Source organism: Methylobacterium sp. JK268 (assembly GCF_054052225.1).
On sequence record NZ_JBSVZN010000032.1, the window covers coordinates 73355 to 98241 of the forward strand.

A 24887-nucleotide genomic window follows, 5' to 3' on the forward strand; every position below is an offset into this window, starting at 1 on the left:
GAGCCCCGAGGAACGGACGACACCAAGGCTGGGGAGAGGAACATGACCGCGACCGGCATCGGCGCCCCCGTGCGCCGCAAGGAAGATCAGCGCTTCATCACCGGCAAGGGCCGCTACGTCGACGACTTCAATCGGCCCGGCCAGGCCCATGCCTATTTCCTGCGCTCGCCGCACGCCCATGCCGAGATTCGCGGCATCGACGCCGCGGCGGCCCGGGCGATGCCGGGCGTCCTCGGGGTGTTCACCGGCGAGGATCTGGCGGCCGACAAGGTCGGCGGCCTGATCTGCGGCTGGATGATCCACTCCAAGGACGGCAGCCCGATGAAGGCCGGGCCGCACCCGGCGCTGGCGCAGGGCAAGGTGCGGTACGTGGGCGACCACGTCGCCGTGGTGGTGGCCGAGACCCTGGCCCAGGCCCGCGACGCCGCCGAGGCGATCACGGTCGATTACGGGATCCTGCCGGCCGTGGTCGAGACCGGTAAGGCGCAAGGGGCGGGCGTGACCGTGCACGAGGTCGCCCCCGACAACGTCGTGTTCAACTGGCATCTGGGCGACAAGGAGCGGACGGACGCCGCTTTCGCCCAGGCGAAGCACGTGACCACGCTCGACATCGTCAACAACCGCCTCGTCCCGAATCCGATCGAGCCGCGCGCGGCGATCGGCGAGTACGACGAGGCCGAGGAGGCCTTCACCCTCTACACGACGAGCCAGAACCCGCACGTCGCCCGCCTCGTCCTCTCGGCCTTCATCGGCATCGCGCCGGAGAACAAGCTGCGGGTGGTGGCCCCCGACGTGGGCGGCGGCTTCGGCTCCAAGATCTTCATCTACGCCGAGGAGACGGTCTGCGTCTGGGCCGCCAAGAAGGTCGGCCGGCCGGTGAAGTGGACGAGCGACCGCACCGAGGCCTTCCTCGCCGACGCGCATGGGCGCGACCACGTCACCCACGCCGAGATGGCCCTCGACGACAATGGCCGCATCCTGGCCCTGCGCGTCCACACGGTGGCGAATCTCGGCGCCTACCTGTCGACCTTCGCCTCCTCGGTGCCGACCTACCTGTACGCGCCGCTCCTGTCGGGCCAGTACAACATCCCGGCGATCTACTGCGAGGTGGACGGGGTCTACACCAATACCGCGCCCGTCGACGCCTACCGGGGCGCCGGGCGGCCCGAGGCGACCTTCGTGATCGAGCGCATGGTCGAGGTGGCGGCCCGCGAGATCGGGCAGGACCCGGCCCGCTTCCGCCGCCGCAACTACATCAAGAGCTTCCCCCACCAGACGCCCGTCATCATGAACTACGATGTCGGGGACTACGTCGCCTCCCTCGACAAGGCCCTGGAGGCCGCCGATTACCAGCACTTCCCGCGCCGCCGCCGGGAGAGCGCGCGCCGCGGCAAGCTGCGCGGCATCGGCTTCTCGTCCTACATCGAGGCCTGCGGCATCGCCCCGTCGCAGGCGGTGGGCGCCCTCGGGGCGGGCGTGGGATTGTGGGAATCGGCCGAGGTGCGGGTGAACCCGACCGGCTCGATCGAAGTGCTGACCGGCTCGCACAGCCACGGCCAGGGCCACGAGACCACCTTCGCGCAGCTCGTGTCCGACCGGCTCGGCGTGCCGATCGAGAGCGTGACGATCGTGCATGGCGACACCGACAAGGTGCAGTTCGGCATGGGCACCTACGGCTCGCGCTCGGGCGCGGTCGGCATGTCGGCCATCGCCAAAGCCCTCGACAAGGTGATCGCCAAGGGCCGCAAGGTCGCCGCCTACGCGCTGGAGGCGGGCGAGGGCGACATCGAGTTCAAGGACGGGCGCTTCACCGTCTCGGGCACCGACCGCTCGCTTGCCTTCGGCGAGGTGGCGCTCCAGGCCTACATCGCCCACAAGTTCACGGGCGCCGACCTGGAGCCCGGCCTGAAGGAGGGGGCGTTCTACGATCCCACCAACTTCACCTTCCCGGCCGGGATGCACATCTGCGAGCTCGAGGTCGATCCCGACACCGGGACGGTGACGATCGAGCGTTTCACCGCCGTCGACGATTTCGGCAACGTCATCAACCCGATGATCGTCGAGGGGCAGGTCCATGGCGGCATCGCCCAGGGCGTCGGCCAGGCGCTGTTCGAGGGCGCGGTCTACGACGCGGACGGCCAGCTCGTCACGGCGAGCTTCATGGATTACCGCATGCCCCGGGCCGAGGACCTGCCCTCCTTCGCGGTGGGCATGACCGTCACCCCCTGCCCGTCGAACCCCCTCGGCATCAAGGGCTGCGGCGAGGCCGGGGCCATCGCGGCGCCGGCCGCCGTGATGAACGCCCTCACCGACGCCCTCGGGCACGAGAACATCGCCATGCCGGCGACCCCGCTCGCGGTCTGGCGCGCGGCGCAAGCGGCCCGCCGGCCCGAGCCGATCGCCGCCGAGTGAACCGGGAGCCCCCGCCATGTACGCCTTCGACTACCACCGCCCGGCGAGCCTCAAGGAGGCCGCCACCCTGCTGTCCAAGGAGGACGCCAAGATCGTGGCGGGCGGTCACACGCTGATCCCGACCATGAAGCAGCGCCTCGCTTCGCCCGGCCTGCTCATCGACCTCGCCGCGATCCCGGACCTCGTCGGGATCGAGCGCACGCCCCGCGCGGTGACGATCGGCGCCATGACCACCCACGGCGCCGTGGCGGATTCCGCCGAGGTGAAGGAGGCGATCCCCGCCCTGTCGGAACTCGCCGCGCTGATCGGCGACCCGGCGGTGCGTCACCGCGGCACGATCGGCGGCTCGGTCGCCAACAACGACCCCTCCGCCGACTACCCGGCCGCCTGCCTGGCCCTGGGGGCGACGATCCTCACGAGCCGGCGGCGGATCGCGGCGGAGGAGTATTTCCGCGGCCTGTTCGAGACCGCGCTCGAGGAGGGGGAGATCGTCACCGGGGTCTCCTTCCCGATCCCGCACAAGGCCGCCTACCAGAAGTTCCGCAACCCGGCCTCCCGCTACGCGCTCGTCGGCGTCTTCGTGGCCAAGCGCCCGAGCGACATCCGGGTCGCCGTGACGGGGGCGGGCTCGAACGGCGTCTTCCGCTGGCCGGAGGCCGAGGAGGCGCTGGCCAAGCGCTTCGCGGCGAAGTCCCTGGACGGCCTCGCCGCCCCCGCCGAGGACCTGATCAGCGATCTCCACGCCGACGCGGAGTACCGGGCGCACCTGATCGGCGTGATGACGCGCCGGGCGGTGCAGGCGGCGGCGGACCGGTAGGGTTTGTCGAACCCGCTGCGGCGGGATCCCCTGTCCCGTTCGGGAGAGGGGTCGGGACTGCGGTATGAGGGGAAGCCGATCGGCTTCCCCCCTTTTCCGGATCTCCTTCCGCTGACGCTTCAGTCGTCCGGAAAAGGGTGAGTAAGGCTTGAGAAGAGCAGCGAGTCGATTGTGCCGGCCTCGACCGGGAGGGGGCGCGTCCGGTGGCCTACACGCACACCCTGCTCCAGATGCAGGCGTGGTGCGACGCGCACGCCATGCGCGAGCGGGCGGACAGCATCGTCGTGGCGCGCTACGTACCGGGTTCTGAACCGGAAGCGGGCAAGGCATGAGCGGCACACCTGACTCGATCGACGCGACCCTCTCCCTCCTCGCCTCCGGCGGCTACGTGGCTGACCGGGCGCTCGCCACCGTCGCCTTCCTGTCGCTGCGCCTCAAGCGCCCGCTCTTCCTCGAAGGGGAGGCCGGGGTCGGCAAGACCGAGATCGCCAAGGTGCTGGCGGCGAGCCTCGGCCGGCCGCTGATCCGCCTGCAATGCTACGAGGGGCTCGACGTCGCGTCCGCGGTCTACGAGTGGAACTACGCCGGGCAGATGATGGCGATCCGCCTCGCGGAGGCAGGCGGCGGGGTCGACCGCGAGCGGCTCGAAGCCGACCTCTTCTCCGAGCGCTACCTGATCCGGCGCCCGCTCCTGCGCGCCCTGGAGCCCGCCGAGGGCGGCGCCCCGGTCCTGCTCATCGATGAACTCGACCGCACCGACGAAGCCTTCGAGGCCTTCCTGCTGGAGGTGCTGTCCGACTTCCAGGTCACCATCCCCGAACTCGGCACCGTGCGGGCGCCCGAGCCGCCCATCGTGGTGCTGACCTCGAACCGCACCCGCGAGATCCACGACGCGCTCAAGCGCCGCTGCCTCTACCACTGGGTCGACTACCCGGACGCCGCGCGGGAACTCGCCATCCTGCACCGCCGCGTGCCGGGCGCCCCGGAGGCGCTGGCCCGAGCGGTCGTCGCCTTCGTGCAGGCGATCCGCAAGGAGGACCTGTTCAAGGCACCGGGCGTCGCCGAGACCCTCGACTGGGCCACCGCCCTCGTCGAACTCGACGCCGTCGCCCTCGATCCGGCCCTCGTCTCCAACACGCTCGGCGTCCTGCTGAAGTACCAGGACGACATCCAGGCGATGCAGGCGGGGCGCGCCAAGGCGCTCCTCGACGAGGTGCGGTCGGCGGCGCGATGACGGGCCGCCTGCCGGACAACATCGCCTACTTCGCCCGCGCCCTGCGCAAGGCCGGGCTGCCGGTGGGCCCGGGCGAGGTCATCGACGCCGTCGAGGCCGTGCGGGCGGCCGGGCTCGGCAGCCGAGACGATCTCTACTGGACCCTCCACGCGGTGCTGGTGCGCAAGCACGAGCACTCGGTGCTGTTCGCCGAGGCGTTCCGGCTGTTCTGGCGCCGCCGCGACCTGATCGAGAAGCTGATTGCCCAGATGTCGCCGGTGGCGCCGGCCCGGGGCAAGGAGCCGCCGAAGGCCGGCGCCCTGCGGGTGCGCGAGGCGCTGACCCCCGACGCCGCACCCAAGCCCCGGCCGAAGGAGGAGGAGACGCAGGTTCGCGCCGCGCTGACGGTCTCCGAGCGCGAGGTGCTGAAGGCCAAGGACTTCGCCCAGATGTCGGCCGCCGAGGTGGCCGAGGCCCGCCGCCTCATCGCCGGCCTCGCGCTGCCCGACGATGCCACCCGCACCCGGCGCTTCGCCCCGACCGCCCACGGGCGGATCGACCCGCGCCGCAGCTTCCGGCGCACGATCCGCGCCTACGGGGGCATCGACCTCGCCTTCCGGGCGCCCCGCGAGCGCCCGCCGCCGATCGTGGCGCTCGCCGACATCTCGGGCTCGATGGCGGAGTATTCCCGGCTCTTCCTGCACTTCCTGCACGCGCTGAGCGAGAAGCGGCGGGTGCACAGCTTCGTCTTCGCGACGCGGCTCACCAACATCACCCGCGAACTCGCCCGCCGCGACCCGGACGAGGCGCTCGCCCGCGCCAGCGCCCGCGCCCGCGACTGGGAGGGCGGCACCCGCATCGCCGAGGCGCTGCACGCTTTCAATCGGCACTGGTCGCGCCGGGTGCTCGGCGGCGGCGCGGTGGTGCTGCTGTTCACGGACGGTCTGGAGCGCGAGGTGACGCCCGAACTCACCTTCGAGATGGACCGGCTCAAGCGCTCCTGCCGGAGGCTCGTCTGGCTGAACCCGCTCCTGCGCTTCGACCGCTTCGAGGCGCGGGCGAGCGGCATCCGCGCGATGCTGCCCCACGTCCACGACTTCCGGCCGATCCACAGCCTCGCGGCCATGGAGGATCTCTGCCGCGCGCTCGGCGCAGGGCCGATCCGCGCCGAGGACCCGCGGGCTTGGTTGCGCCGGGCCGGCTGATCCCTACCTTGTCCGGAGGCGCGCCCGTGACGAGGCGCCGGAGATCCCCCATGCTCTCCACCGACACCGACATCCTCTCGGCCGCCCAGGAGTGGCGCGAGGCCGGGCGCGGCGTGGCGCTCGCCACCGTGATCGAGACCTGGGGCTCGGCCCCCCGCCCGGTGGGCAGCCACCTCGCCATCGACGAGGAGGGCAACTTCCTCGGCTCGGTCTCGGGCGGCTGCGTCGAGGGCGCGGTCATCACCGAGGCGGTCGAGGTGATCGAGGACGGCAAGCCCCGCGTCCTGGAATTCGGCGTCGCCGACGAGACCGCGTGGCGGGTCGGCCTGTCCTGCGGCGGGCGGATCCGGGTGCTCGTCGAGCGCGTGGCCTAGGGGCGCCCCATGCGGCTCGACCTCCTCCAGGCCCTCAACGCCGAGCGGGCCGCCCGCCGGGCCGCCATCCTGGTGACGGCCCTCGACGGCTCCGCGCAGCGCCTCGTGCGCGAGGCCGAGGCCGCCGCGGACCCGCTGGCGGCCGAGTTGCTGCCGCGCCTCCGCTCGGGCAAGAGCGGCCTCGTCGAGGCGGAGGGCGGCGCGGTCTTCCTCACCGTGCAGGTGCCGCCGCCGCGGCTCGTCATCATCGGGGCCGTTCATATCAGCCAGGCGCTGGCGCCGATGGCGGCGCTCACCGATCTCGACGTCACCGTCATCGATCCCCGCACCGCCTTCGCGACGCCCGAGCGCTTCCCGGACGTGCCCCTGCTGGCGCTGTGGCCCGACGAGGCCCTGGCGCGCCTGCCCGCGCTCGACGCCTACACGGCGGTGGCGGCCCTGACCCACGACCCCAAGATCGACGATCCCGCCCTGATCGCCGCGCTCGCGGCCGGCTGCTTCTACGTGGGGGCCCTCGGCTCCCGGAAGACCCACGCGCGGCGGGTCGAGCGGCTGACCGAGGCCGGCCTCTCCGAGGCGCAGATCGCCCGCCTGCGCGCGCCGATCGGCCTCGACATCGGAGCGGTGAGCCCGGCCGAGATCGCCGTGGCGGTGCTGGCCCAGGTGATCGCGGCCCTGCGCCGCGCGGAGCCGTGAGGCGCCGATGCGGTTCGGTCCCGTCCCGGTCGCGGAGTCGGTCGGCCTGATCTCGGCCCACGCGGTGCGGGCGGGGGGCGTGGTCCTGCGGAAAGGCAGCCGCATCGGAGCCGAGGAGGCCCGGCGCCTGGAAGAGGCCGGTCTCACCGAGATCGTCGCGGTGGCCCTGGAGCGGGGCGACGTGGGCGAGGACGAGGCGGCCCGGATCATCGCCGAGGCGGCGGCGGGGGAGGGGGTCGAGATCGCCCCGGCCTTCACCGGGCGGGCGAACCTGCACGCGCGCGCGGCCGGCGTGCTCGTTCTCGACACGGACGTGATCGCGGCCGTGAACGCGGTCGACGAGGCGGTCACGCTCGCCACGCTCTCCCCCTTCAAGCCGGTGGTGCCGGGCGAGATGGTGGGGACGGTCAAGATCATCCCCTACGCGGTACCGGGCGCGGTGCTCCGCGAGGCGCGGGAGGCCGTCATCCGCCCGGCCGTGACCGTGGCGCCGTACCGCCTGAAGCGGGTCGCGGCGATCTCGACCCTGCTGCCGGGCCTCAAGCCGAGCGTCGTCGAGAAGACGCTGCGGGTCCTGGCGGACCGCCTCGCCCCGGCGGGCGCCGGGATCGTGTTCGAGGCGTCGGTTCCGCACCGGGCGGATGCCGTCGCCGACGCACTCCGGGAGGCCCTCGCGGCGGGGGCCGAGCTCGCGGTGGTGTTCGGCGCCTCCGCCATCGCCGACCGCCGCGACGTGATCCCGGCCGGGCTCGAAGCGGCGGGGGGGAGCATCGGCCACCTCGGCATGCCGGTCGATCCGGGCAACCTGCTCCTCCTCGGCGACCTGGATTCCGTGCCGGTGATCGGCGCCCCGGGCTGCGCCCGCTCGCCGAAGGAGAACGGCTTCGACTGGGTGCTCCACCGGCTGCTCGCCGGGATCCCGGTGGCGCGGCGCGACCTCGTCCGGATGGGCGTCGGCGGGCTCCTGATGGAGATCGTCTCGCGGCCGCAGCCGCGGGAGGGCGGCGAACCAGCCGAGCCGGAGGGCGAGGCGTGACCCTGCCGGTCGGCCTCGTCCTCCTCGCGGCCGGCCGCGGCACACGGTTCGGCGCCGCGCCCAAGCTCCTCGCTCCTCTCGACGGCAAGCCGCTGGTGCGCCATGCCGCCGAAGCGGCCCTGGAGTCCGGGATCGGACCGGTCGTCGCGGTGCTCGGCCATGCGGGCGCGGCGGTGGAGGCCGCCCTCGACGGTCTCGCCCTGCGGCGCGTGCCGAACCCGAACTACGCCGAGGGCCTGTCCACCTCGCTCAAGGCGGGACTTGCCGCCCTGCCGGACGAGATCGTGGGGGCGATCATCCTCCTCGGTGACATGCCGCGCGTGCCGGCTGGGCTGCTGCGTGGGCTCGCGGGAGCGTTCCGGGAGGGCGATGCGGCGGTGGTCCCGGTCCATGGCGGCCGGCGGGGCAATCCCGTGCTGCTCAACCGGCGGATTCTCGGCGATGCGCTCGCGGGCTTGTCGGGCGATCGCGGGGCCGGGCCGCTCTTGGCCGGGCGGACGGACCTGCGCGACTGGCCGGTGGAGGAGGCGGGGATCCTGCTCGACGTCGATACGCCGGAGGCTTTGGGCGGCCTCGTGCCGACGGTCCATGATGCCTTGGACCGTTAACCGACTCGACTATTGGATGGTCGTCCCCGCCGCTGATCCGACCGCCCCTTTCCCGGACGACTGCGGCGATAGCGGAAGGAGATCCGGGAACCAGCGCGAGGACTCGCCGCCAAGCGGCTCCGTACGCCAGCACCGTAGCTTCAAGTCGGACGCTTCGCGGAGTCTTGTACTGGTTTCCGGGGCGCATTCCGCTGACGCTTCATGCGCCCGGAAAAGGGGAAGAAGAGAATCAGGATCGCCCAGGACGACGATCCAGCAGCCGCCCGCCTCTACACCACCCCGAGGCTGAACAGCCCGACCACGGCGCTGAACACCGCGTAGACGAAGCCGAGATTCAGGAGCACGCCGAGCGCGCCCACGCCGAGGCCCGCGAAGACCACGATCCCGTCGCGCTCCACCAAGCCGAGACCGACCAGGGACACGGCGAGACCGAGGGGGATCTGCCCGACGATCGGGGCGGCGACGATCAGCACCAGGGCGAGCGTCAGCAGCAGCAGGCCCATCGCCCGCATGCCGATCTCGTTCTCGAACAGGCGCATGCGCGGGCGCGACCACCGCTCCAGCCGCCGCAGCAGCGGCACCGCGCGGTCGACGGCCCGCTTCAGGTCGGAGCGCGCGATCGAGCGGCCGAGGAGCGAGCGCGGGAGCCAGGGGGCCGACATGCCGGCGGCGATCTGCGCGGCAACGAGCGCCAGCAGCAGCCCGCAGATCAGCGGGATGGGCGGCGGCATCGGCAGGCAGTTCGGCAGGCCGAGCAGCACCACGAGCAGCGCGAAGGCCTTGTCGCGCAGGACCGAGATGATGTCGCCGACCGTCAGCCGGTCGGTCTCCTGCGCGGCCAGAACCGTGAGGACGTCGGAGGTGCGCGTCGGTTTGGTCAATGGGGGCAAGCCGTCCGCTACCTCGGTCGCGGCGCCCGCTCTACCCTGTTCCACTGCGTCGGCCAACCCGCCCGTGCGGCGGGCGGGCGGAGAACCGCGCTCCGCGTCGGTCTCCGGAAGCTCGTCGGGCTCGAGGAGCTCAACGGGTTCGGCCCGTGCCGCCGCCCCGCCCGCGCGCCTGCTCATCATCCGCAACCATCCTCGCGCCCCCGAAGGGGCCCATCGGGACCGTCTTCAGACGAGCAAACGGGCTTTCGTGAGGCAGGATGCCACCGTCAGTGCAGGGTGAGCACTCCGTTCACCGTCCGGAACTCCGCCGGCTTGATGAGTTGCGAATGCGCCACACGCACCGAGTGGAGCGGCCCCTCCAGCTCCCGCTTCCAGAAATCCAGGAAGTCGTGGAGCACCGGGAATTTCGGGGCGAGGTCGTAATCCTGCCAGACATAGGTCTGGAGGACGACCGGGTGATCGGGAAGGCGGTAGAGGATCTGGGCGGTGGTCAAGCCATAGCCTTCGAGCTGACGCAGGAACTCCTTCGACACCATCGGACCTCCTCTCTCGGCCGAGCGGGACGCGGCCGCGCTGCTTGCCGACTAACGGTCGGATGATGCGGTGAATCCACCGTTAAGCTCAAGACCAAAATTCGGCATTCGCGTTCAAAAACAAGGCTTTGGCAGCAACTCTTCATGAGTGCTAGCAAGCCTCGCGCGCGCCGTCGTGGTCATGACCCAGAAGGGGCCAGGAAAGCAAGAGGCTGCGGCCGCCGACCATGCGCGCCGAGCCATCCCCTGATCATTCCGATCGGGGGCTTGACCCTGGGGCATATGGAAAACACTTTTCCACGCTCCCGCATCCGCGATCTCGGGACGGCCCTTGTTTGCGCCGACTCGCCCCTGCTCGACCCTGGCGCTCGCCGCGGCCTGCGGCGGGATCGGCGTGCCGTGTGCGGAGGCCATGCAGACCGATGGCGGACAGGAGGAGGTCCGGGCCGTCCTGTTCGGCAGCCTTGAGGCGGGCCGCTCCGGCTTCCTCAACGCCGGCGGCAAATTCGCACCGGGCGGCCTGACGGGCGACGGCTTCGTCGCGATGGGCGGCCTCGGTTCGGGGCTGCACACGGAGCGGGACTGGAGCGACCGCGAGGCGGTGGCGAACGGGCGGGTGCCGCGCGTGCCGGGCACCACGACGCTCGCCCACGCCCTCGGCGGCTGGCAATGGGCCCGGAGCTGGGGCGTCGTCGCGCTGTTCGCGGGCCCGGAAGTCTCTCTCGACACGCTCGACACCAGCGTCCCGGTGCGGCCGGTCCTGCGATTCGGGCTGCGCCTGCACGCGGAGGTGTGGGCCCGTCCGAGCGACGCGACGCTCCTCACCGTGACGGGGATCACCGGCACGGCCCGCGGCGACGGCTGGGGGCGGATCTCCTGGGGGTGGCGGGCGCTAACGGGTTATCTCGGGCCCGAGGCCGCCCTCTACGCGGATCGCACCGGCTACCGGAAATGGTCGCTGGGCGTCCACCTCACGGATGTGCCGGTTCCCTGGTCGACCCTCGAAGGGCTGAGAGCGCGCGTCTCAGCGGGTTGGCTCTACGAGGAACAGGTCCGGCGTCCGGGCCTCTACCTCTCGGCCTGCGCCTGGCTCCCCCTCTGAGCCGGAGAGTCCGTCGAGGAAGAGGGCGGCATCCGCCGCGATCTCCCGGCGCCGCGAGGCCGCCATCCGGTCCAGCGTCCGGTAGGGCATGGCGAGGCGCGGGTTGTCGCGCAGCCGCGCCTCATGGGTGATCAGGAAGTTCCAGTAGAGGTAATTGAACGGGCAGGCCTTCGCGCCGGCCTTGCGCCGGACGTCGTAGGCGCAGCCGCGGCAGTAATCGGACATCCGGTCGATATAGGCGCCGGAGGCAGCGTAGGGCTTGGAGCCGAGCAGGCCGCCATCGGCGAAGAGCGCCATGCCGTGGACGTTCGGCAGTTCGACCCACTCGTAGGCATCCGCGTAGACGACGAGGAACCACTCCTCCAGCGCCACGGGCCGCACGCCCGCCAGCAGCGCGAAATTGCCGAGCACCATCAGGCGCTGGATGTGGTGGGCGTGGGCGTGGGCCCGCGTCGACGCCACGCTGTCGGCGAGGCAGCGCATCGGCGTCTCGCCCGACCAGTAGAACCAGGGCAGGTCTCGGGTCGCCCCGAGGGCGTTCGTCTGCGCGTAATCGGGCATCCGCGCCCAGTAGAGGCCGCGGACGTATTCCCGCCAGCCGAGGATCTGGCGGATGAAGCCCTCGACGGCGTTGAGCGGCGCGCGCCCGTCCGCGTAGGCCTGCTCCGCCGCCCGGCAGACCTCCTCCGCGTCGAGGAGGCCGAGGTTGAGCGCCGGCGCCAGCAGGGAATGGTAGAGGAAGGGCGCCTCCGCCCGCATCGCGTCCTGGTAGTCGCCGAAGGCGCCGAGGCACGCGTCGAGGAAGTGGCGGAGCGCCGCGAGCGCCTCCGTCCGGGTCACCGGCCAGCCGAAGGCGTCGAGGTCGCCGAAATGGTCGGGGAAGCGGCGCGCCACCAGCGCCATCACCTCCCGGGTGAGCGGGTCGGGCGGAAAGCGCAGGCGGTCGGGCGGGCGGTGATCGGCGGGGAGCTTGCGGCGGTTCTCCTGGTCGAAGTTCCAGCGCCCGCCCACGGGCTCGCCGTCCCGCATCAGGAAACCGGTGCGGCGGCGCATTCCGCGGTAGAAGGTCTCCATGCGCAGCGTCGCCCGCCCCTCCGCCCAGGCCGCGAAGGCCGCGCGGGGGCACAGGAAGCGGGTGTCGGACCGGATCTCGACGGGGAGGCCGAGCGCGTCGGACCAGCCCCGCATCGCCTCCATCACCCGCCACTCGCCGGGCTCCGTGACGACCACCCGGTCGGGCCGATGGCGGGCCACCGCCCGGGCGAGTTCGCCCGTGAAGGAGCCGGTATTGCCCTCCTCCTCCAGCGCCACGTAGTCGACCGCGACGCCGCGCTCCCGCAATTCGGCCGCGAAGTGGCGCATGGCCGAGAGGACGAGGGCGATCTTCTGCTTGTGGTGGCGGACGTAGGTCGTCTCCTCGGCGACCTCCACCATCAGCACGACGTCGCGCTCGCGATCGAGGTCGGTCAGGGTGGCGAGCCGCGGGTGGAGCTGGTCGCCGAGGATGAGGCGAAGCGCCCGCATCGCCTCAGCCCTTCGTCCGGACCGTCGACCGCCCGCCGTCGACGCCGATCACCTGGCCGGTGATCCAGCCCGCCTCGGGCGAGACCAGGAAGGTGGCGAGCGCGCCCGGATCCTCCGGCGTGCCGAGGCGCGGGATCGCGTGCATCGCCGCGATGCCGTTCGCCACGGTCTCGGTGGCGGTGAGCGCCCGGGCCAGGGGCGTGCGGGTGAGGGAGGGGGCGATCACGTTCACGCGAATGCTCGGCGCCAGCTCCGCCGCCAGCGCCAGGGCGAGGCCCTGCACGGCGCCCTTCGCCATGGCGACGGAGGCGTGGGCGGCGAAGCCCTGCGCCACCGCCACGGTCGAGAACAGCACCACCCCGCTGGTCCCCGCTCCGGCCCCGGCCTTCAGCGCCGGGGCGGCGGCCTGCACGGCCAGGAAGGCGCCGAGCGCGTTGATGCGGAAATCCGTCTCGATCTCCGCCGGCGTGAGGCGGCCGACCGGCCGCAGCGTGATGGTGCCGACCGCGTAGACGAGGCCGGCCAGCGCCGCCCCGGCCTCCGCGGCGGCGCGGCGGGCCGTGTCCGGGTCGGTGACGTCCCCGGCCGTGACCGTGGTGCTGCCGAGTTCGGCCGCTGCCGCCTCCAGGCGCCCGGCGTCGCGGGCGACCAGGTGGAGCGGGATGCCTCGCGCCCGGAGCGCCCGGGCGGTGGCGCGCCCGATCCCGCCCGTGCCGCCGTAGATCATCACCCGCGACGCATCGCTCCCCGGCCCGTCCGTCATCTCGCTCCCCATCACCGTCGACAGGCGCTAGGTATGGCAAGTGGCCGGGCGGTCAGCCCGGCCGAACTGCCGCAGGCCGGCGAAGATCCGGGGGGTTGAGGGGATGAAGTTCGCCTTCGCGGGGATCGACTTTCTCGGCGGCGTCTTCGAGGCCCTGGCGGGCGTCGGCTGGCAGCCGATCAAGCTGTTCACCCGCCCCTGCGACGGGATCTACGACTTCAACGACAGCGTCGTGGCGCTCGCCCGGCGCCACCGGGTGCCGATCCAGCTCTCGCGCCTGCGGGCCGCCGATCTCGACGCGCTCACCGCCGAGCACGGCCGCGACTGGACGCTCGTCGTGGCGGGCTATCCCTGGCTGATCACCGGATGGCCGGGGCGGGTGCGCTACGCCCTGAACTTCCATCCCTCGCCGCTGCCGACCGGGCGCGGGCCCTACCCGCTGTTCAAGGCCATCCTCGATGCCTACGAGACCTGGGGCGTGACCGCGCACGTGCTCGCCGAGGAGGGCTTCGACACCGGCGACATCCTGGCGCAGGAGCTCTTCCCGCTCGCCGCCGCCGAGACCCACGAGACCCTGCTCGCCCGCTGCCAGATGGCCGCGATGCGGCTGGCGGCCGGGCCGATCGCCCGCGATTTGCCGGCGCGCTGGCGCTCGCCCGAGCCGCAGGGCGACGGCTCCTACTGGCCGCGGGTGACGGATGCGGACCGCACGCTCGACTTCCGCCAGCCGGTCGAGGCGGTCCTGCGCAAGGTCCGGGCGTTCGGGGCGATCGAGACCGTGGCGCGGCTCAACGACGCCCGCGTCTTCGTCGCCGCGGCCGACGGCTGGACCGAGCCCCACCGCTTCACGCCGGGCGCCATCGTCCACCGCCACCGCCGCCACGTGCTGGTCGCGGCCCGGGACGGCTTCGTGCAGGTCACCCGCTGGAGTTCGCTCCCGCTCGCCGAGGCCGGCCAGACGGGGCGCTGAGGTATGCCCCCGATGCGCCGCAAGGGCGACCTGCCGCAGAAGACCTGCCTGCAATGCGGCCGGCCCTTCGCGTGGCGCAAGACGTGGGAGCGGGTCTGGGAGGAGGTGCGCTATTGCTCCGACGCCTGCCGGCGGGAGGCCCGGCGCGCCGGCCGAACCGGCGCCCCGCCCGACGAAGCGCCGCTCAGCCCGCGCCCGCCTCGATCTCCCGGGCGATCGCCGTGATGATGCGTGGGTCGGTCGGGGATACCGGCGTCGCGAAGGCGGCCGCCACGTGGCCGTCGCGCCCGATCAGGTACTTGTGGAAGTTCCAGCGGGGCGTCTCGCCCGGCTTCTCGGCGGCGGCCCAGCGGTAGAACGGGTGGGCGTTCGGACCCGTCACCGAGGTCTTGGCGACGACCGGGAAGGTCACGCCGTGGTCGCGGCGCACGGCGTCCACGATCGCCTGACCGTTCAGAGGCTCCTGGCCCCCGAAATCGCTCGACGGCACGCCGACCACCGTGAGGCCGCGGGCGCCGAAGCGAGTCCAGATCTGCTGCAGGCCGCCGAGCTGCGGGGCGAACCCGCAGGCGGTCGCCGTGTTGACGACGAGGATCGGCTTGCCCGCATGCGCGGCGAGCGGAAAATCCCCGCCCTCCACCGTGGTGAACGAGAAGGCGGCGGCGGTCACGGCGCTCTCCGGATTCGCCCGGGCCGGCAGCGCCAGCAATCCGCCGAGCAGGGCGAGCGCCTCGCGACGTGCGATCGGCATGGTGGACACCTCCAACGGCATGATGGGCGGCAAGATCGTCCGGTGCGGGGCGGGCGGCAAGCCGTCCGCGCGCCGCTCACGGGATTGTTGATCCCGCGCAGCGTCTTGGCGGCCAAGTGCCGCGTTTTCGGGCGGCTCGCCGATGCCGGTGGTGAACCTTCGGGCCACGGCCACGTTGTTGCACAGACGCACCACGGGAGGAAAAAATGGGTCCGCACGAGATTCTCGACTATTTCGAGCACCGGCGCGACGGCGCCTGGGTCTGCACGCGGCCCTTCACCCTGACCACCCGGCGCGAGAGCGTGCCGATCCGGCCGGGCATGCGCTTCGATTACGGGATGCGGGTCGGCGGCCTGGATCTGGCGGAGTACCTGGAGCGGCTCGGCTCCCAGTTCGGATCCTGAGGCCAATCGGTGACGCAAACGGGCGACAGGGGCCGGAAAGCGTACCCCCGTTGCCCCGCAAGCTTTTGATCACGCTGCGTGAAATCCTGTAGGCTTGCGGGATGACCTCAGCCGAGCTCCCGGACGACACCGTCACCCCGACCACCCGCTGCCGGATCCTGGCGACGGCGGCGCGCTTCTTTCAGGAGATCGGCTACCAGAAGACCACGGTGGCCGACATCGCCAAGACGCTCGGCATGAGCCCGGCCAACGTCTACCGGTTCTTCGACTCCAAGAAGGCGATCAACGAGGCTGTCGTCGAGCGCCTCACCGGCGAGGTCGAGGCGATGATCGCCGCCGTGGCCGGCCGGCCCGGGCCGGCCGGGGAGCGGCTGCGGGCGATCATCCACACGCTGCATCGCGACAGCGCCGAGCGGATCACCGCCAATCCCCGCATGCACGAGATGGTGGAAGCCGCGATGACGGAGAGCTGGGGCGTCTGCCACCACCACGTCGACCGCATCACCGCCGTGCTGGAACGGGTGATCGCCGAGGGCGCGGCGGCGGGCGAGTTCCGCGTGGCCGATCCGGCCCAGGCGGCCCGCTACGTGCAGACCGCGATCCTGCGCTACTGCCACCCGGTGCTGATCCAGCGCTGCCCCGGCGACGTGGCGCCGCCGCTCGACGGGATGATCGACTTCCTGCTGGCGGGGTTGGGGGCGGGGGAGGGGCGGGCGTGAACGGCCTCCCCGCTGCGGGAGGCTGTCCGTGGACAATCAAGGTCCCCTGAGAATGCGCTTCGGTCTCCGAAAAATGCATCATTGACAGCAAACGACGTCCATCCAGCTCGCGCGGGATCCCCTCTCCCACCCGGGCTTGCGGATTCCCACTTCGGGTGGTGCGCATGCCCTCTCCCCGCGTGCGGGGAGAGGGCCGACGACCTTGTCGTCGGCGCGGCGAGGCGGCAGCCGACGGTGAGGGGGCGCATCCGGAGGAGCCACATCCGGAACCGCCCCCTCACCCTCGCCCTTCGGGCTCGCTGCGTCCCCGACAAGGGGTCCGCAGCCCTCTCCCCGCACGCGGGGAGAGGAGAAACCGCGCCTCATCCGGCGAAGTGTGAACACGCTAGCCCACTCGGGAGAGGGGAGACGTGCCTCTCATTGTCCCCGGACGGCCGTGCCTCGCGAGGAAGGGTCGGGACCGGCGGCGTGTCCCGCCCAAACGAAAACCCCGGCCTCGCGGCCGGGGTCTCGAACATCACGCCCGCGGGAGCGGTTTAGTTGTTCCGGTTGCCCATCAGCGAGAGCAGGAACTGGAACATGTTGATGAAGTCCAGGTACAGCGTCAGCGCGCCGAACACGGACACCTTCGCGGCAGCCTCCTGGTCGAAGTTGCCGTAGAGGTACATCTCCTTCAGCTTCTGCGTGTCGTAGGCGGTCAGGCCGGCGAAGATCACGACGCCGATCACCGAGATGGCGAACTGCAGCGCGCTCGACGCCAGGAAGATGTTGACCAGGCTCGCGATGACGAGGCCGATCAGGCCCATCACCAGGAACGAGCCGATGCCCGACAGGCTGCGCGCGGTGGTGTAGCCGTAGAGGCTCAGGCCGCCGAACGCCGCCGCGGTGATGAAGAAGACCTGCACCACGCTGGCGCCGGTGTAGCGCAGCAGCAGCGTGGAGAGCGACGCCCCCATCACCGCCGCGAAGGCCAGGAAGGTCGTGCGGGCGCTCGCCGCCGACATCCGGTCCATGCGGAAGGAGAACAGGAAGATGAAGGCGAGCGGCGCGAGCGCCACCACCCACATCAGGGGCGTCGCGTACAGGACCCGCCCGAACTCGGTCAGCGGGATCCGGCCGATGCGCGCGACCGCGTCCGCGGACGAGGACGCCACCGCGAGCTTGTTGACGCCGAGCGCGACCAGCGCCGAGATGGCGAGGCCGAGCACCATGTTGTTGTAGACGCCGAGCATGAACGCGCGCAGGCCCTGGTCGACCTCGACTTGGCCGCGGGCGTAGCCCTGGGGGGCTCCGTACCCGTTCGCGCCGCCCTGCCGGAACGGGCTGTTCTCGAATGCCATGGGAGTTTCCTTCGGAAGCTCTCTAGCGTGGGAATTCGTGATCGAGGCTCACGCGATCCTCGGACGCCGTCACGGCGTCATGCGCGAAATATGAGCGCCCGGCCCTGCCCGCACAAGGCCCCGCTCCCCGGGAAGCGTCGGACTCCCGAGAGAACCCCGAGGTCCATCGGCCGCAGGACGAATCCGGGATTAACATCTCATAGATTTCGTAAATACGGCGCCGGCTTCTGACCGAGGATCCGCCAGGTGCCGGCGAGCCCGAGACCGATCGCCACCACCACCGAGAGGGCCGCCGCCAGGACCGCACCCGAGAGATCGAGGCGGAAATCGATCCGCATCACCTGGGTGACGATCACGTAGGCGGCGAGCGTGCCCGCGGCGAGGCCGAACACGGCGGTCGCGAGGCCCAGCGCCCCGTATTCCAGGGTGTAGGCGCCGAGGAGCCGGGCCCGGGTCGCCCCCAGGGTCTTGAGCACCACGGCGTCGTAGAGCCGCGCCCGGTGCCCGGCCGCCAGCGCGCCCGCGAGCACGAACAGGCTCGCCACCAGGGCGACGCCGCTCGCCCCGCGGATCGCGAAGACGAGCTTGCCCACGATGTCGTTGACGGCGTCGAGGGCGTCCTTCACCCGCACGCTCGTCACCGAGGGGAATTGCCGCGCCGCGTCGCGCAGGATGCGCGCCTCCAGGGCCGGGTCGGATCCCTCCGGCAGGGTGAGCGTGGCGAGATCCGCGTGCGGCGCCCCCCGGAAGGTGCCGGGCGAGAAGATCATCACGAAGTTGATGCCGAGGTTGCGCCACTCCACGTGGCGCAGGTTGGCGATCGTCACCGTGAGGTTGCGGCCGAGCACGTTGACGGTCACCGTGTCGCCGACCTTGAGGCCGAGGGCGCGGCCGAGCTGGTCGTCGAAGGAGACGAGCGGGGTCGCCGCCTGCTCCGCGTTCCACCACGCGCCCTCGGTCACGCGGGAGCCGTCCGGCAGATCCTCCGCGTAGGTGATGCCGCGATCCCCGTCGAGGACCCAGGCGGCCTCCTCGGACGCCTTGATCTCGCTCGCGGACCGGCCGTTCAGCGCGAGGATGCGGCCGCGCATCATCGGCGCCCGCTCGATCTTGCCCCGGGGGGCCTCCTTCCCGAGGAAGTCCGTGAAGACCTCCGCGTCCCGGCCCGGGATGTCGAGGAAGAACAGGTTCGGCGCCCGGCTCGGCAGCGAGCGGGTCAGCGTGCGGGTGATGCTGGCGTCGATCAGGCTCAGCGTCACCAGGAGCGTGATGCCGAGGCCGAGCGAGAGCACGATCGAGGGCGTGAGCGCGCCCGGCCGGTGCAGGTTGGCGAGCGCGAGCCGCGGCGCCGCCCGCGAGGGGCGCGGCAGGCGGCGGGCGACCGCCATCAGCACCAGGGCCACGCCGCGCAGGAGCCCGAAGGCGAGGCCGGCCGCCACGATGAAGATCAGCGCCACCTTGCGGTCGAAGGCGGTGACGAGGGCGAGACCCACCAGGGCGGCGAGCGCCAGGGCGAGCACCGCGAGGTAGCGCGGCCGCGGGAGACGCCTCTCGGGATCGACCGTGTCGCGGAACAGGCCCGAGACCGCGATGTCGTGGGCGCGCCCGAGCGGCCCGATCGCGAAGGCGAGCGCGGTGAGGAGCCCGTAGAGGGCCGCGACCGCGAGTTCGGCGGGCGCGACGGTGGGGGCGATGGGCACCGGCAGCAGGTCGGAGAAGGCGGCGACGAGCCCGAAGGGAATCGCGGTCCCGACCGCGAGCCCGATCACCACGCCGAGGGCGGCGATCAGCATGACCTGGGTCAGGTAGAGGGCGACGACCTGCCCGCCCGGGGCGCCGAGGCTCTTGAGCGTCGCGATCGAGGCGCGCTTGCGCTCGACGAAGCCGCGCACCGCGTTGGCGACGCCGACGCCGCCCACCATCAGGGCGGTGAGGCCGACGAGGGTCAGGAACTGGGTGAAGCGCTCGACGCTGCGGGAGAAGCGCGGATCGGCGTTGAGCCGCGAGCGGATCTCCCAGCCGGCCTCCGGCAGGGCGGTCCGCGCCTCCGCGAGCACCCGCTCGACATGGGCGTCCGACGGGTCGGCGAGCTGAAGGCGGTAGACGAAGCGGTTGAGGCTGCCGGGCTGGATCAGGCCGGTCGCCCGCAGGGCCGCCTCCCCGGTGAGGAGGCGCGGGCCGAAGCCGATGCCGTTGGCGATCTTGTCGGGCTCGCTCTGCAGGACGGCCCGCAGGGCGATCGTCGCGCTGCCGATCGTGATCCGGTCCCCGAGCTTGAGGTCCAGCCGGGCGAGGAGGGCGGGGTCGGCCGCCGCCCCGAAGGCGCCGTCGCGCTCCGCGAACAGGTCCCGGAGCGGCAGCGGCGGCTCGGTGACGAGGTCGCCCGCGGCCGGGTAATCCGGTCCCACGGCCTTCAATTCGACGAGTGCCGCCTCCTTGTCGCCCGCCACCGCCATGGCGCGGGTGAAGGCGACCACGGAGACGCGGCCCTGCGCGTCGAGGAAGGCCCGCTCCGCCGGGCTGGCCTCCCGGTGGATGAGGGCGAAAGCGAGATCCCCGCCCAGGATCGTGCGGCCCTGCTCGGCGAGGCCCTCGGTGAGCGAGCGCGACACCGAGGCGACGCCCGCGATCGCCGCCACGCCGATGGTCAGGCAGGCGAGGAAGACCGCGAAGCCCGAGAGCCCGCCGCGCAGCTCGCGCAGGGCGAGGCGCAGGATCAGGGGCAGGCGGGCGCGCGCGCCCGGGCCTCGGCCGCCGGGGGCGCTCAGGGGGGGCAGGCTGCCGTGCATGGAAGAATCCTGCGAGGGGGGCGCGGGCGGCCGCGGTCAGGCGGCGGCCGACGCCTCGATCCGGCCGGAGCGCAGCCGCACCGTGCGGTCGCAGAGCCGGGCGAGGCCGGGATCGTGGGTGACGAGGACGAGGGTCGCGCCGCGGTCGCGCTTGAGGGTGAAGAGCAGGTCGACGATCGCGGCCCCGGTCGCCTCGTCGAGGTTGCCGGTCGGCTCGTCGGCGACCAGGATCGCCGGGTCGGGCGCCACCGCCCGGGCGATGGCGACGCGCTGCTGCTCGCCGCCCGAGAGCTGCGCCGGGTAATGGTGCAGGCGCTGGCCGAGCCCGACGGCCCGGAGTTCCGTCTCGGCCCGCGCCTGCGCGTCCGGCGCGTCGGCGAGTTCGAGGGGCAGCGCCACGTTCTCCAGGGCCGTCATCGTCGGCACGAGGTGGAAGGACTGGAACACGATGCCGATCCGCCGGCCGCGGAAGCGCGCCAGCCCGTCCTCGTCGAGGCGGGAGAGATCGGTGCCCTCCACGAGGACGCGGCCGGAATCCGGCCGCTCCAGCCCCGCCATGGTCATGAGCAGGGTCGACTTGCCGGAGCCCGAGGGCCCGACGAGGCCCACCGCCTCGCCCGCCTGGACGGTGAGCGCGATGCCCTTGAGGATGTGCACCCGCGCGGCCCCACGCCCGAGGCTGAGGTCGACGCCGTCGAGGGCGATGGCCGGTGCGCTGGCCTTGTCGGTCATGGGTCGGTGGCCGATTTGAGGGGCGTCGGACCGACGCCCCGGAGGGAGACTCAGGTGAACCGCAGTGACGCGCGCCGAAGCGAGAGCCCGCCCGATATGGTCGGCCGCCCCGGATTCCGCCAGCGCCTATCCGGCGACCATGGCGGTCTCGCGACGCTCCTCCTCCTCTGTGTCGCCATGTGTGTCGCCATGACGCTGCTCTCCGGCTCCCTCCGCGCGGCCGATCGCCCGCTCCACCTCGTCGCCCTCGGCGACAGCCTCACGGCCGGCTACATGCTGCCGGCGCAGGCCGCCTTCCCGGCCGCCCTGGAGCGCGCGCTCCAGGCGAAGGGCGTCGCCGCCACCGTCGAGAACGCGGGGGTGTCGGGGGACACCACCACCGGGGGGCTCGACCGGGTCGACTGGTCGGTGCCCGACGGGACCGACGGGGTGATCCTCGAACTCGGTGCCAACGACATGCTGCGCGGCACCGATCCGGCCGTTCCGGAGAAGAACCTCGACGCGATCCTGGCGCGGCTGAAGGCCCGCGGCATCCCGGTCCTGCTCGCCGGCATGAAGGCCGGGCGCAACCTCGGCCCCGACTACGTGGCGCGGTTCGACGCGATCTACCCGCGCCTCGCCGAGCGCTACGGGCTGGTCCTGTACCCGTTCTTCCTCGACGGCGTCGCCGGGGACCGCGCCGTGACCCTGCCGGACGGGCTGCACCCGAACGCGGCCGGGGTGGAGCGCATCGTCGCGGGCATCCTGCCCACCGTCGAGACCTTCCTGGCGAAGCTGCGCCGCGCCTCGTGACGGGCGTCGGCCCGGAGGAGACCGCATGCCGCGCCTGTTCACCGGACTCGAGATCCCCGCGGCGGTCGGCGAGGCGCTGAGCCGCCACCGCGGCGGGGTGCCGGGTGCCCGCTGGGTCGAGCCCGCCGACTACCACATCACCCTGCGCTACGTCGGCGACGTGGATGGCGGCCTCGCCGAGGAGATCGCCGGGGCGCTGGCCGAGACGCGGCCGCGGGGCGCGCTCGCCCTCGCCCTCGACGGGCTGGCGAGCTTCGGCGGCGACCGCCCGCACGCCATCTACGCGCGGGTCGTGCCCTCCGCGCCCCTCGACGAACTCCAGGCCGAGCAGGAGCGCCTGATGCGCCGCCTCGGCCTCAAGCCCGAGACCCGGCGCTTCACGCCCCACGTGACCCTCGCCCGGCTGCGCCGCGAGGCGAGCGCGGAGGCGGTGGCCCAGTACCTCGCGCTCCAGGGCGGGACGCCGCCGCTCGCCTTCACGGCGACGCGGTTCGTGCTCTACTCGGCCCGGGACTCGGTCGGGGGCGGGCCCTACCTGGTCGAGGCGGCCTACGCGCTGGAACCGTGAGGGCCGGATGGCGTCGGTTGCCGCCAGCGTCGCCGTCCCGTGCGGACGGATGCGTGGTCTGATGTGCGGCAAAGGCAGTCGATGATCGATGACGGCATGTCGGGACGGGCGTAGGATCCCCTCTCCCGCAAGGGCTACCGTGTGCACACAGCGCAGGAAAACATGTTCCGTATGAAAAGGATGATCGTTCCGATCGATCAGACTTAGAGCGGATCCGTCATCGCTCAGCCGCACCCGCTGCATGATCGCCTCCATAGCCTCAGACGACGCGATCGAGACCGATGAAGCTGAAGATCGGCAGATGTCATCCAGTCAGGTGAAGAAGATCCGCAGCATCAGACCCGACCGATGGCAGCAAACCCACCTCCTCATGCTGAGGTGCGACCGGAGGGAGCCTCGAAGCACCCCGGAACGGCGTGTCCGTGGCGTCCTTGCCCTGGAGCGCTGTCCCGGGGTGCTTCGAGGCTGCGCGCGATCTTCGATCGCCGCAGCACCTCAGCATGAGGAGTGTTGTGCCTTCCAGGTCCGTTCAGTCGATGGCTTGGCGACCGAGATATGTGCACACGGTAGCCCACCCGGGAGAGGGGATCCCACGCCACGACCTGCGGGCCGGCGTGAATCGGATCTCGCAGCAATGACAAGGCCGTGCGAGAGCGGTCCATCGAGGGAGGAGCCTTCTTGAAGCTCAGGGTTCCTCCGTCCCGGATCGCCTTCCGCCTGCGCTGCCCTTGTCCGGAAAAGGGGGAGCGCCACGACGAGTCCCTTCGCTGAGAGCCTATGCCGCACTCCGGCAAGGACCTTCCCGCTGATCGCTGCCGGACGGGAGAAGATCGTCGCCGAAAGCCGGACCGGGAGAAGAGATCGCGCGTTCACCGGCCGTGAGCGTCCGTCGACTCGTCCGCCCGGCCCGTCCGTCACGCTGCTTCCAACCGTCCACCGATTGATTCCAACACGGATCGTCTTACGGATGACGCTGGCGTTCGCTTCGCAGAACGCCTCATCCTCTCCTCCGAACGGATCCGTCATGCGACGCAGAGATCTCCTGGCCGGTGCCGCCGCGCTGATCGCCGCCGGCCGCCCCGCCCGCGCCGAGGTCCCGCTCCCGAAGGAGCTGCGCCTCGGCTTCCAGAAAGCCGGCCTGTTCGTCTCGGCGCGGCGCCGCGGCGTCTACGAGGCGCATTTCCAGGCCCTCGGTGTGCCGGTGCGCTGGGTCGAGTTCCAGTTCGGGCCGCCGATGCTGGAGGCCCTCAACCTCGGCGCCATCGACTTCGCCAGGGTGGGCGACGCCCCGCCGATCTTCGCCCAGGCCGCCTCCGGCAACCTCCTCTACGTCGCCGCGCAGGAGGCGGGCGGCGAGGCGGTCATCGTCCCGGGCGCCTCGCCCCTGCGCTCCCTCGCCGACCTGAAGGGACGCAGCATCGGCGTGCCGAAGGGATCGAGCGCCCACGCCACCCTGGTGGCGGCGGTCGAGAAGGCGGGCCTCGCGTGGAGCGACATCACTCCGGTCTACCTCGCCCCCGCGGACGGGGTGGCGGCCTTCGCCCGGGGCGCCATCGACGCGTGGTCGATCTGGGACCCGTATCTCGCGATCGCGCTCGGCCAGGGCGCCCGGGTCCTGGCCTTCAACCGCGATGTCGCCAATCCGCACAGCTTCTACCTCGCCAACAAGGCCTTCGCGGAGGCCTATCCGGACGTGGTCGGGCAGATCGCCGACGTGCTCGCCCGCGAGGCGGCCTGGGCGGACGCCCATCGCGACGAGGTCGCCCGCACCCTCCACGAGGCGCAGGGTATTCCCCTCGCCGTCGAGGAGGCGGTGGTCGAGCGCAGCCGCTTCCGGATCAAGCCCATCGACGATTCGGTGCTGGAGAGCCAGCAGAAGACCGCCGACCGCTTCCACCGGCTCGGGCTGATCCCGCGACCGATCCGCGTGCGCGACATCGCCTGGACCTGGACCCCGAAGGCCTGATCGCGCCGGACCGACCCTGAAGGACGTGTTGCGTCGCGGCCCGGCGACGCAACATTGGCGCTCCCGATGCGCCGCCGCACGCAAAATCCCGGACATCCCCTGCCCCTATACGCATCTCCGTTCGAGGCCCGCAGCAGAGGGGCCCGGGCGACGGGACGCGCGACGGAGGCGGGGACGATGGGTGCGGCGAGGCTGATCCTGATGGGCGCGATGCTAACGGCGGGCATCGCCTTGATGGTGGACGGGCAAGGTCCCGTCGCGCCCGCGCCGCAACGCCCGGCCCCGGCCCTCTCGACCACGTCCTGCGCCGGCGCGGCCTGGCCGTACCGGTCGGCCTCCTGCCGCGGCGATGCTGCGACGCCCGCCGTGCGGGTGATCGGCGTCGCGGTCCCGCTCCGCGTGGCGGAGCGCTGAGGCCGGTGCCGCATTTCAGCGCCGATCTCCTGGAGGGCGACCCGGACGGGACGGCCCTTCTGCGCGACATCCTCGGTCCCGTCGGGTCCGCGCCCGGCGCGTCCCCGACCGACATCCTGCCGCCCGCGGTGCCGGGCCCGCGCGCCCCGCGCGCCGAGGCCCGTCGGGCGGAGCGCGGGGCGCCCGTTCGCGGCGTCGCGACCCGCTCCCGCCGGTCCGCCCGGCTGCCCTGACCGGCGAACGCCGCCCCGCTTGGCACTCTGGCCAGA

General features: G+C 72.3%; 26 protein-coding genes and 1 pseudogene. 19 read left to right on the forward strand and 8 right to left on the reverse strand.

The features are described from left to right. Positions 1-42 precede the first annotated feature (42 nt). The 9 genes from ACW9J6_RS27095 (at position 43) to ACW9J6_RS27135 (ending at position 8361) form a co-directional block, all read left to right on the forward strand. A complete protein-coding gene (locus tag ACW9J6_RS27095) occupies positions 43-2412 on the forward strand; it encodes a xanthine dehydrogenase family protein molybdopterin-binding subunit (RefSeq protein ID WP_457119451.1) in 2370 nt (789 codons plus the stop codon). 16 nt (positions 2413-2428) lie between these two features. Further along, entirely contained in the window at positions 2429-3229 is an 801-nt protein-coding gene (locus ACW9J6_RS27100) for an FAD binding domain-containing protein (RefSeq protein WP_457119452.1), read from the forward strand. Between the two features lie 203 nt (positions 3230-3432). Then, positions 3433-3561 (forward strand): hypothetical protein, encoded by a 129-nt coding sequence (locus ACW9J6_RS27105; RefSeq protein ID WP_457119453.1) that lies wholly within the window; start codon positions 3433-3435, stop codon positions 3559-3561. Beyond that, positions 3558-4463, forward strand: a complete 906-nt coding sequence (locus tag ACW9J6_RS27110) for an AAA family ATPase (RefSeq protein WP_457119454.1) — start codon at positions 3558-3560, stop codon at positions 4461-4463. The genes ACW9J6_RS27105 and ACW9J6_RS27110 overlap by 4 nt, the downstream gene beginning before the upstream one ends. Continuing rightward, entirely contained in the window at positions 4460-5647 is a 1188-nt protein-coding gene (locus ACW9J6_RS27115) for a vWA domain-containing protein (RefSeq protein ID WP_457119455.1), read from the forward strand. The genes ACW9J6_RS27110 and ACW9J6_RS27115 overlap by 4 nt, the downstream gene beginning before the upstream one ends. A gap of 50 nt (positions 5648-5697) precedes the next feature. Further along, positions 5698-6021, forward strand: a complete 324-nt coding sequence (locus ACW9J6_RS27120; protein ID WP_457119456.1) for an XdhC family protein — start codon at positions 5698-5700, stop codon at positions 6019-6021. Between the two features lie 9 nt (positions 6022-6030). After that, the gene (locus ACW9J6_RS27125) at positions 6031-6717 is read left to right on the forward strand and encodes an XdhC family protein (protein ID WP_457119457.1); all 687 of its coding nucleotides are present in this window, start codon (positions 6031-6033) and stop codon (positions 6715-6717) included. 7 nt (positions 6718-6724) lie between these two features. Beyond that, positions 6725-7753, forward strand: coding sequence for a molybdopterin-binding protein (locus ACW9J6_RS27130; protein ID WP_457119458.1), 1029 nt, complete (start codon positions 6725-6727; stop codon positions 7751-7753). After that, positions 7750-8361: a nucleotidyltransferase family protein gene (locus tag ACW9J6_RS27135; RefSeq protein WP_457119459.1), complete on the forward strand. Its 612-nt coding sequence runs from the start codon at positions 7750-7752 to the stop codon at positions 8359-8361. The genes ACW9J6_RS27130 and ACW9J6_RS27135 overlap by 4 nt, the downstream gene beginning before the upstream one ends. 269 nt (positions 8362-8630) lie before the next feature. Here ACW9J6_RS27135 and ACW9J6_RS27140 read toward each other — a convergent pair whose 3' ends face one another. Further along, complete coding sequence (locus ACW9J6_RS27140; RefSeq protein ID WP_457119460.1) at positions 8631-9242, reverse strand: exopolysaccharide biosynthesis protein; 612 nt, start codon at positions 9240-9242, stop codon at positions 8631-8633. Between the two features lie 275 nt (positions 9243-9517). Continuing rightward, on the reverse strand, positions 9518-9787 hold the full coding sequence (locus ACW9J6_RS27145) for an usg protein (RefSeq protein WP_457119461.1): 270 nt from the start codon (positions 9785-9787) through the stop codon (positions 9518-9520). Between the two features lie 328 nt (positions 9788-10115). Between ACW9J6_RS27145 and bcsS the strand changes: the two genes are divergently transcribed. After that, positions 10116-10886, forward strand: coding sequence for a cellulose biosynthesis protein BcsS (gene bcsS / locus ACW9J6_RS27150; RefSeq protein ID WP_457119462.1), 771 nt, complete (start codon positions 10116-10118; stop codon positions 10884-10886). Here the strand turns inward: bcsS and ACW9J6_RS27155 are convergent. Both ACW9J6_RS27155 and ACW9J6_RS27160 read right to left on the reverse strand, forming a co-directional pair. Continuing rightward, positions 10809-12410: a cryptochrome/photolyase family protein gene (locus ACW9J6_RS27155; RefSeq protein WP_457119463.1), complete on the reverse strand. Its 1602-nt coding sequence runs from the start codon at positions 12408-12410 to the stop codon at positions 10809-10811. The genes bcsS and ACW9J6_RS27155 overlap by 78 nt on opposite strands. Positions 12411-12414: 4 nt before the next feature. After that, the gene (locus ACW9J6_RS27160; protein WP_457119464.1) at positions 12415-13173 is read right to left on the reverse strand and encodes an SDR family NAD(P)-dependent oxidoreductase; all 759 of its coding nucleotides are present in this window, start codon (positions 13171-13173) and stop codon (positions 12415-12417) included. Positions 13174-13276: 103 nt separating this feature from the next. Here ACW9J6_RS27160 and ACW9J6_RS27165 point away from each other — a divergent pair, with 103 nt between their 5' ends. Together ACW9J6_RS27165 and ACW9J6_RS27170 are read left to right on the forward strand one after the other, a co-directional pair. After that, a complete protein-coding gene (locus tag ACW9J6_RS27165) occupies positions 13277-14143 on the forward strand; it encodes a methionyl-tRNA formyltransferase (protein ID WP_457119465.1) in 867 nt (288 codons plus the stop codon). Positions 14144-14146: 3 nt separating this feature from the next. After that, positions 14147-14299: pseudogene (locus ACW9J6_RS27170) on the forward strand (DUF2256 domain-containing protein); the annotation flags it as partial. A gap of 28 nt (positions 14300-14327) precedes the next feature. On the opposite strand, the gene ACW9J6_RS27175 reads toward ACW9J6_RS27170, so the two are convergent. Then, on the reverse strand, positions 14328-14894 hold the full coding sequence (locus ACW9J6_RS27175; RefSeq protein ID WP_457119466.1) for a glutathione peroxidase: 567 nt from the start codon (positions 14892-14894) through the stop codon (positions 14328-14330). Between the two features lie 206 nt (positions 14895-15100). On the opposite strand from ACW9J6_RS27175, the gene ACW9J6_RS27180 reads away from it, so the two are divergent. Together ACW9J6_RS27180 and ACW9J6_RS27185 are read left to right on the forward strand one after the other, a co-directional pair. Continuing rightward, positions 15101-15298, forward strand: a complete 198-nt coding sequence (locus ACW9J6_RS27180; protein ID WP_457119467.1) for a hypothetical protein — start codon at positions 15101-15103, stop codon at positions 15296-15298. A gap of 101 nt (positions 15299-15399) precedes the next feature. After that, positions 15400-16017, forward strand: coding sequence for a TetR/AcrR family transcriptional regulator (locus ACW9J6_RS27185; RefSeq protein WP_457119468.1), 618 nt, complete (start codon positions 15400-15402; stop codon positions 16015-16017). Between the two features lie 536 nt (positions 16018-16553). Here ACW9J6_RS27185 and ACW9J6_RS27190 read toward each other — a convergent pair. From ACW9J6_RS27190 to ACW9J6_RS27200, 3 genes are all read right to left on the reverse strand, one after another. Further along, the gene (locus ACW9J6_RS27190) at positions 16554-17357 is read right to left on the reverse strand and encodes a Bax inhibitor-1/YccA family protein (protein ID WP_457119469.1); all 804 of its coding nucleotides are present in this window, start codon (positions 17355-17357) and stop codon (positions 16554-16556) included. 197 nt (positions 17358-17554) lie between these two features. Then, positions 17555-20146, reverse strand: coding sequence for an ABC transporter permease (locus ACW9J6_RS27195; protein WP_457119470.1), 2592 nt, complete (start codon positions 20144-20146; stop codon positions 17555-17557). Positions 20147-20182: 36 nt separating this feature from the next. After that, on the reverse strand, positions 20183-20878 hold the full coding sequence (locus tag ACW9J6_RS27200; RefSeq protein ID WP_457119471.1) for an ABC transporter ATP-binding protein: 696 nt from the start codon (positions 20876-20878) through the stop codon (positions 20183-20185). 189 nt (positions 20879-21067) lie between these two features. On the opposite strand from ACW9J6_RS27200, the gene ACW9J6_RS27205 reads away from it, so the two are divergent. The 5 genes from ACW9J6_RS27205 to ACW9J6_RS27225 all read left to right on the forward strand — a co-directional run bounded on the left by ACW9J6_RS27205 (position 21068) and on the right by ACW9J6_RS27225 (position 24851). Further along, the gene (locus ACW9J6_RS27205; protein WP_457119472.1) at positions 21068-21670 is read left to right on the forward strand and encodes an arylesterase; all 603 of its coding nucleotides are present in this window, start codon (positions 21068-21070) and stop codon (positions 21668-21670) included. A 25-nt stretch (positions 21671-21695) separates the two neighbouring features. Next, the gene (gene thpR / locus ACW9J6_RS27210) at positions 21696-22238 is read left to right on the forward strand and encodes an RNA 2',3'-cyclic phosphodiesterase (protein ID WP_457119473.1); all 543 of its coding nucleotides are present in this window, start codon (positions 21696-21698) and stop codon (positions 22236-22238) included. A gap of 1024 nt (positions 22239-23262) precedes the next feature. Continuing rightward, on the forward strand, positions 23263-24204 hold the full coding sequence (locus tag ACW9J6_RS27215) for an aliphatic sulfonate ABC transporter substrate-binding protein (RefSeq protein WP_457119474.1): 942 nt from the start codon (positions 23263-23265) through the stop codon (positions 24202-24204). 177 nt (positions 24205-24381) lie between these two features. Next, a complete protein-coding gene (locus ACW9J6_RS27220) occupies positions 24382-24618 on the forward strand; it encodes a hypothetical protein (protein ID WP_457119475.1) in 237 nt (78 codons plus the stop codon). Positions 24619-24623: 5 nt separating this feature from the next. Then, positions 24624-24851, forward strand: a complete 228-nt coding sequence (locus tag ACW9J6_RS27225) for a hypothetical protein (protein ID WP_457119476.1) — start codon at positions 24624-24626, stop codon at positions 24849-24851. Positions 24852-24887 lie beyond the last annotated feature (36 nt).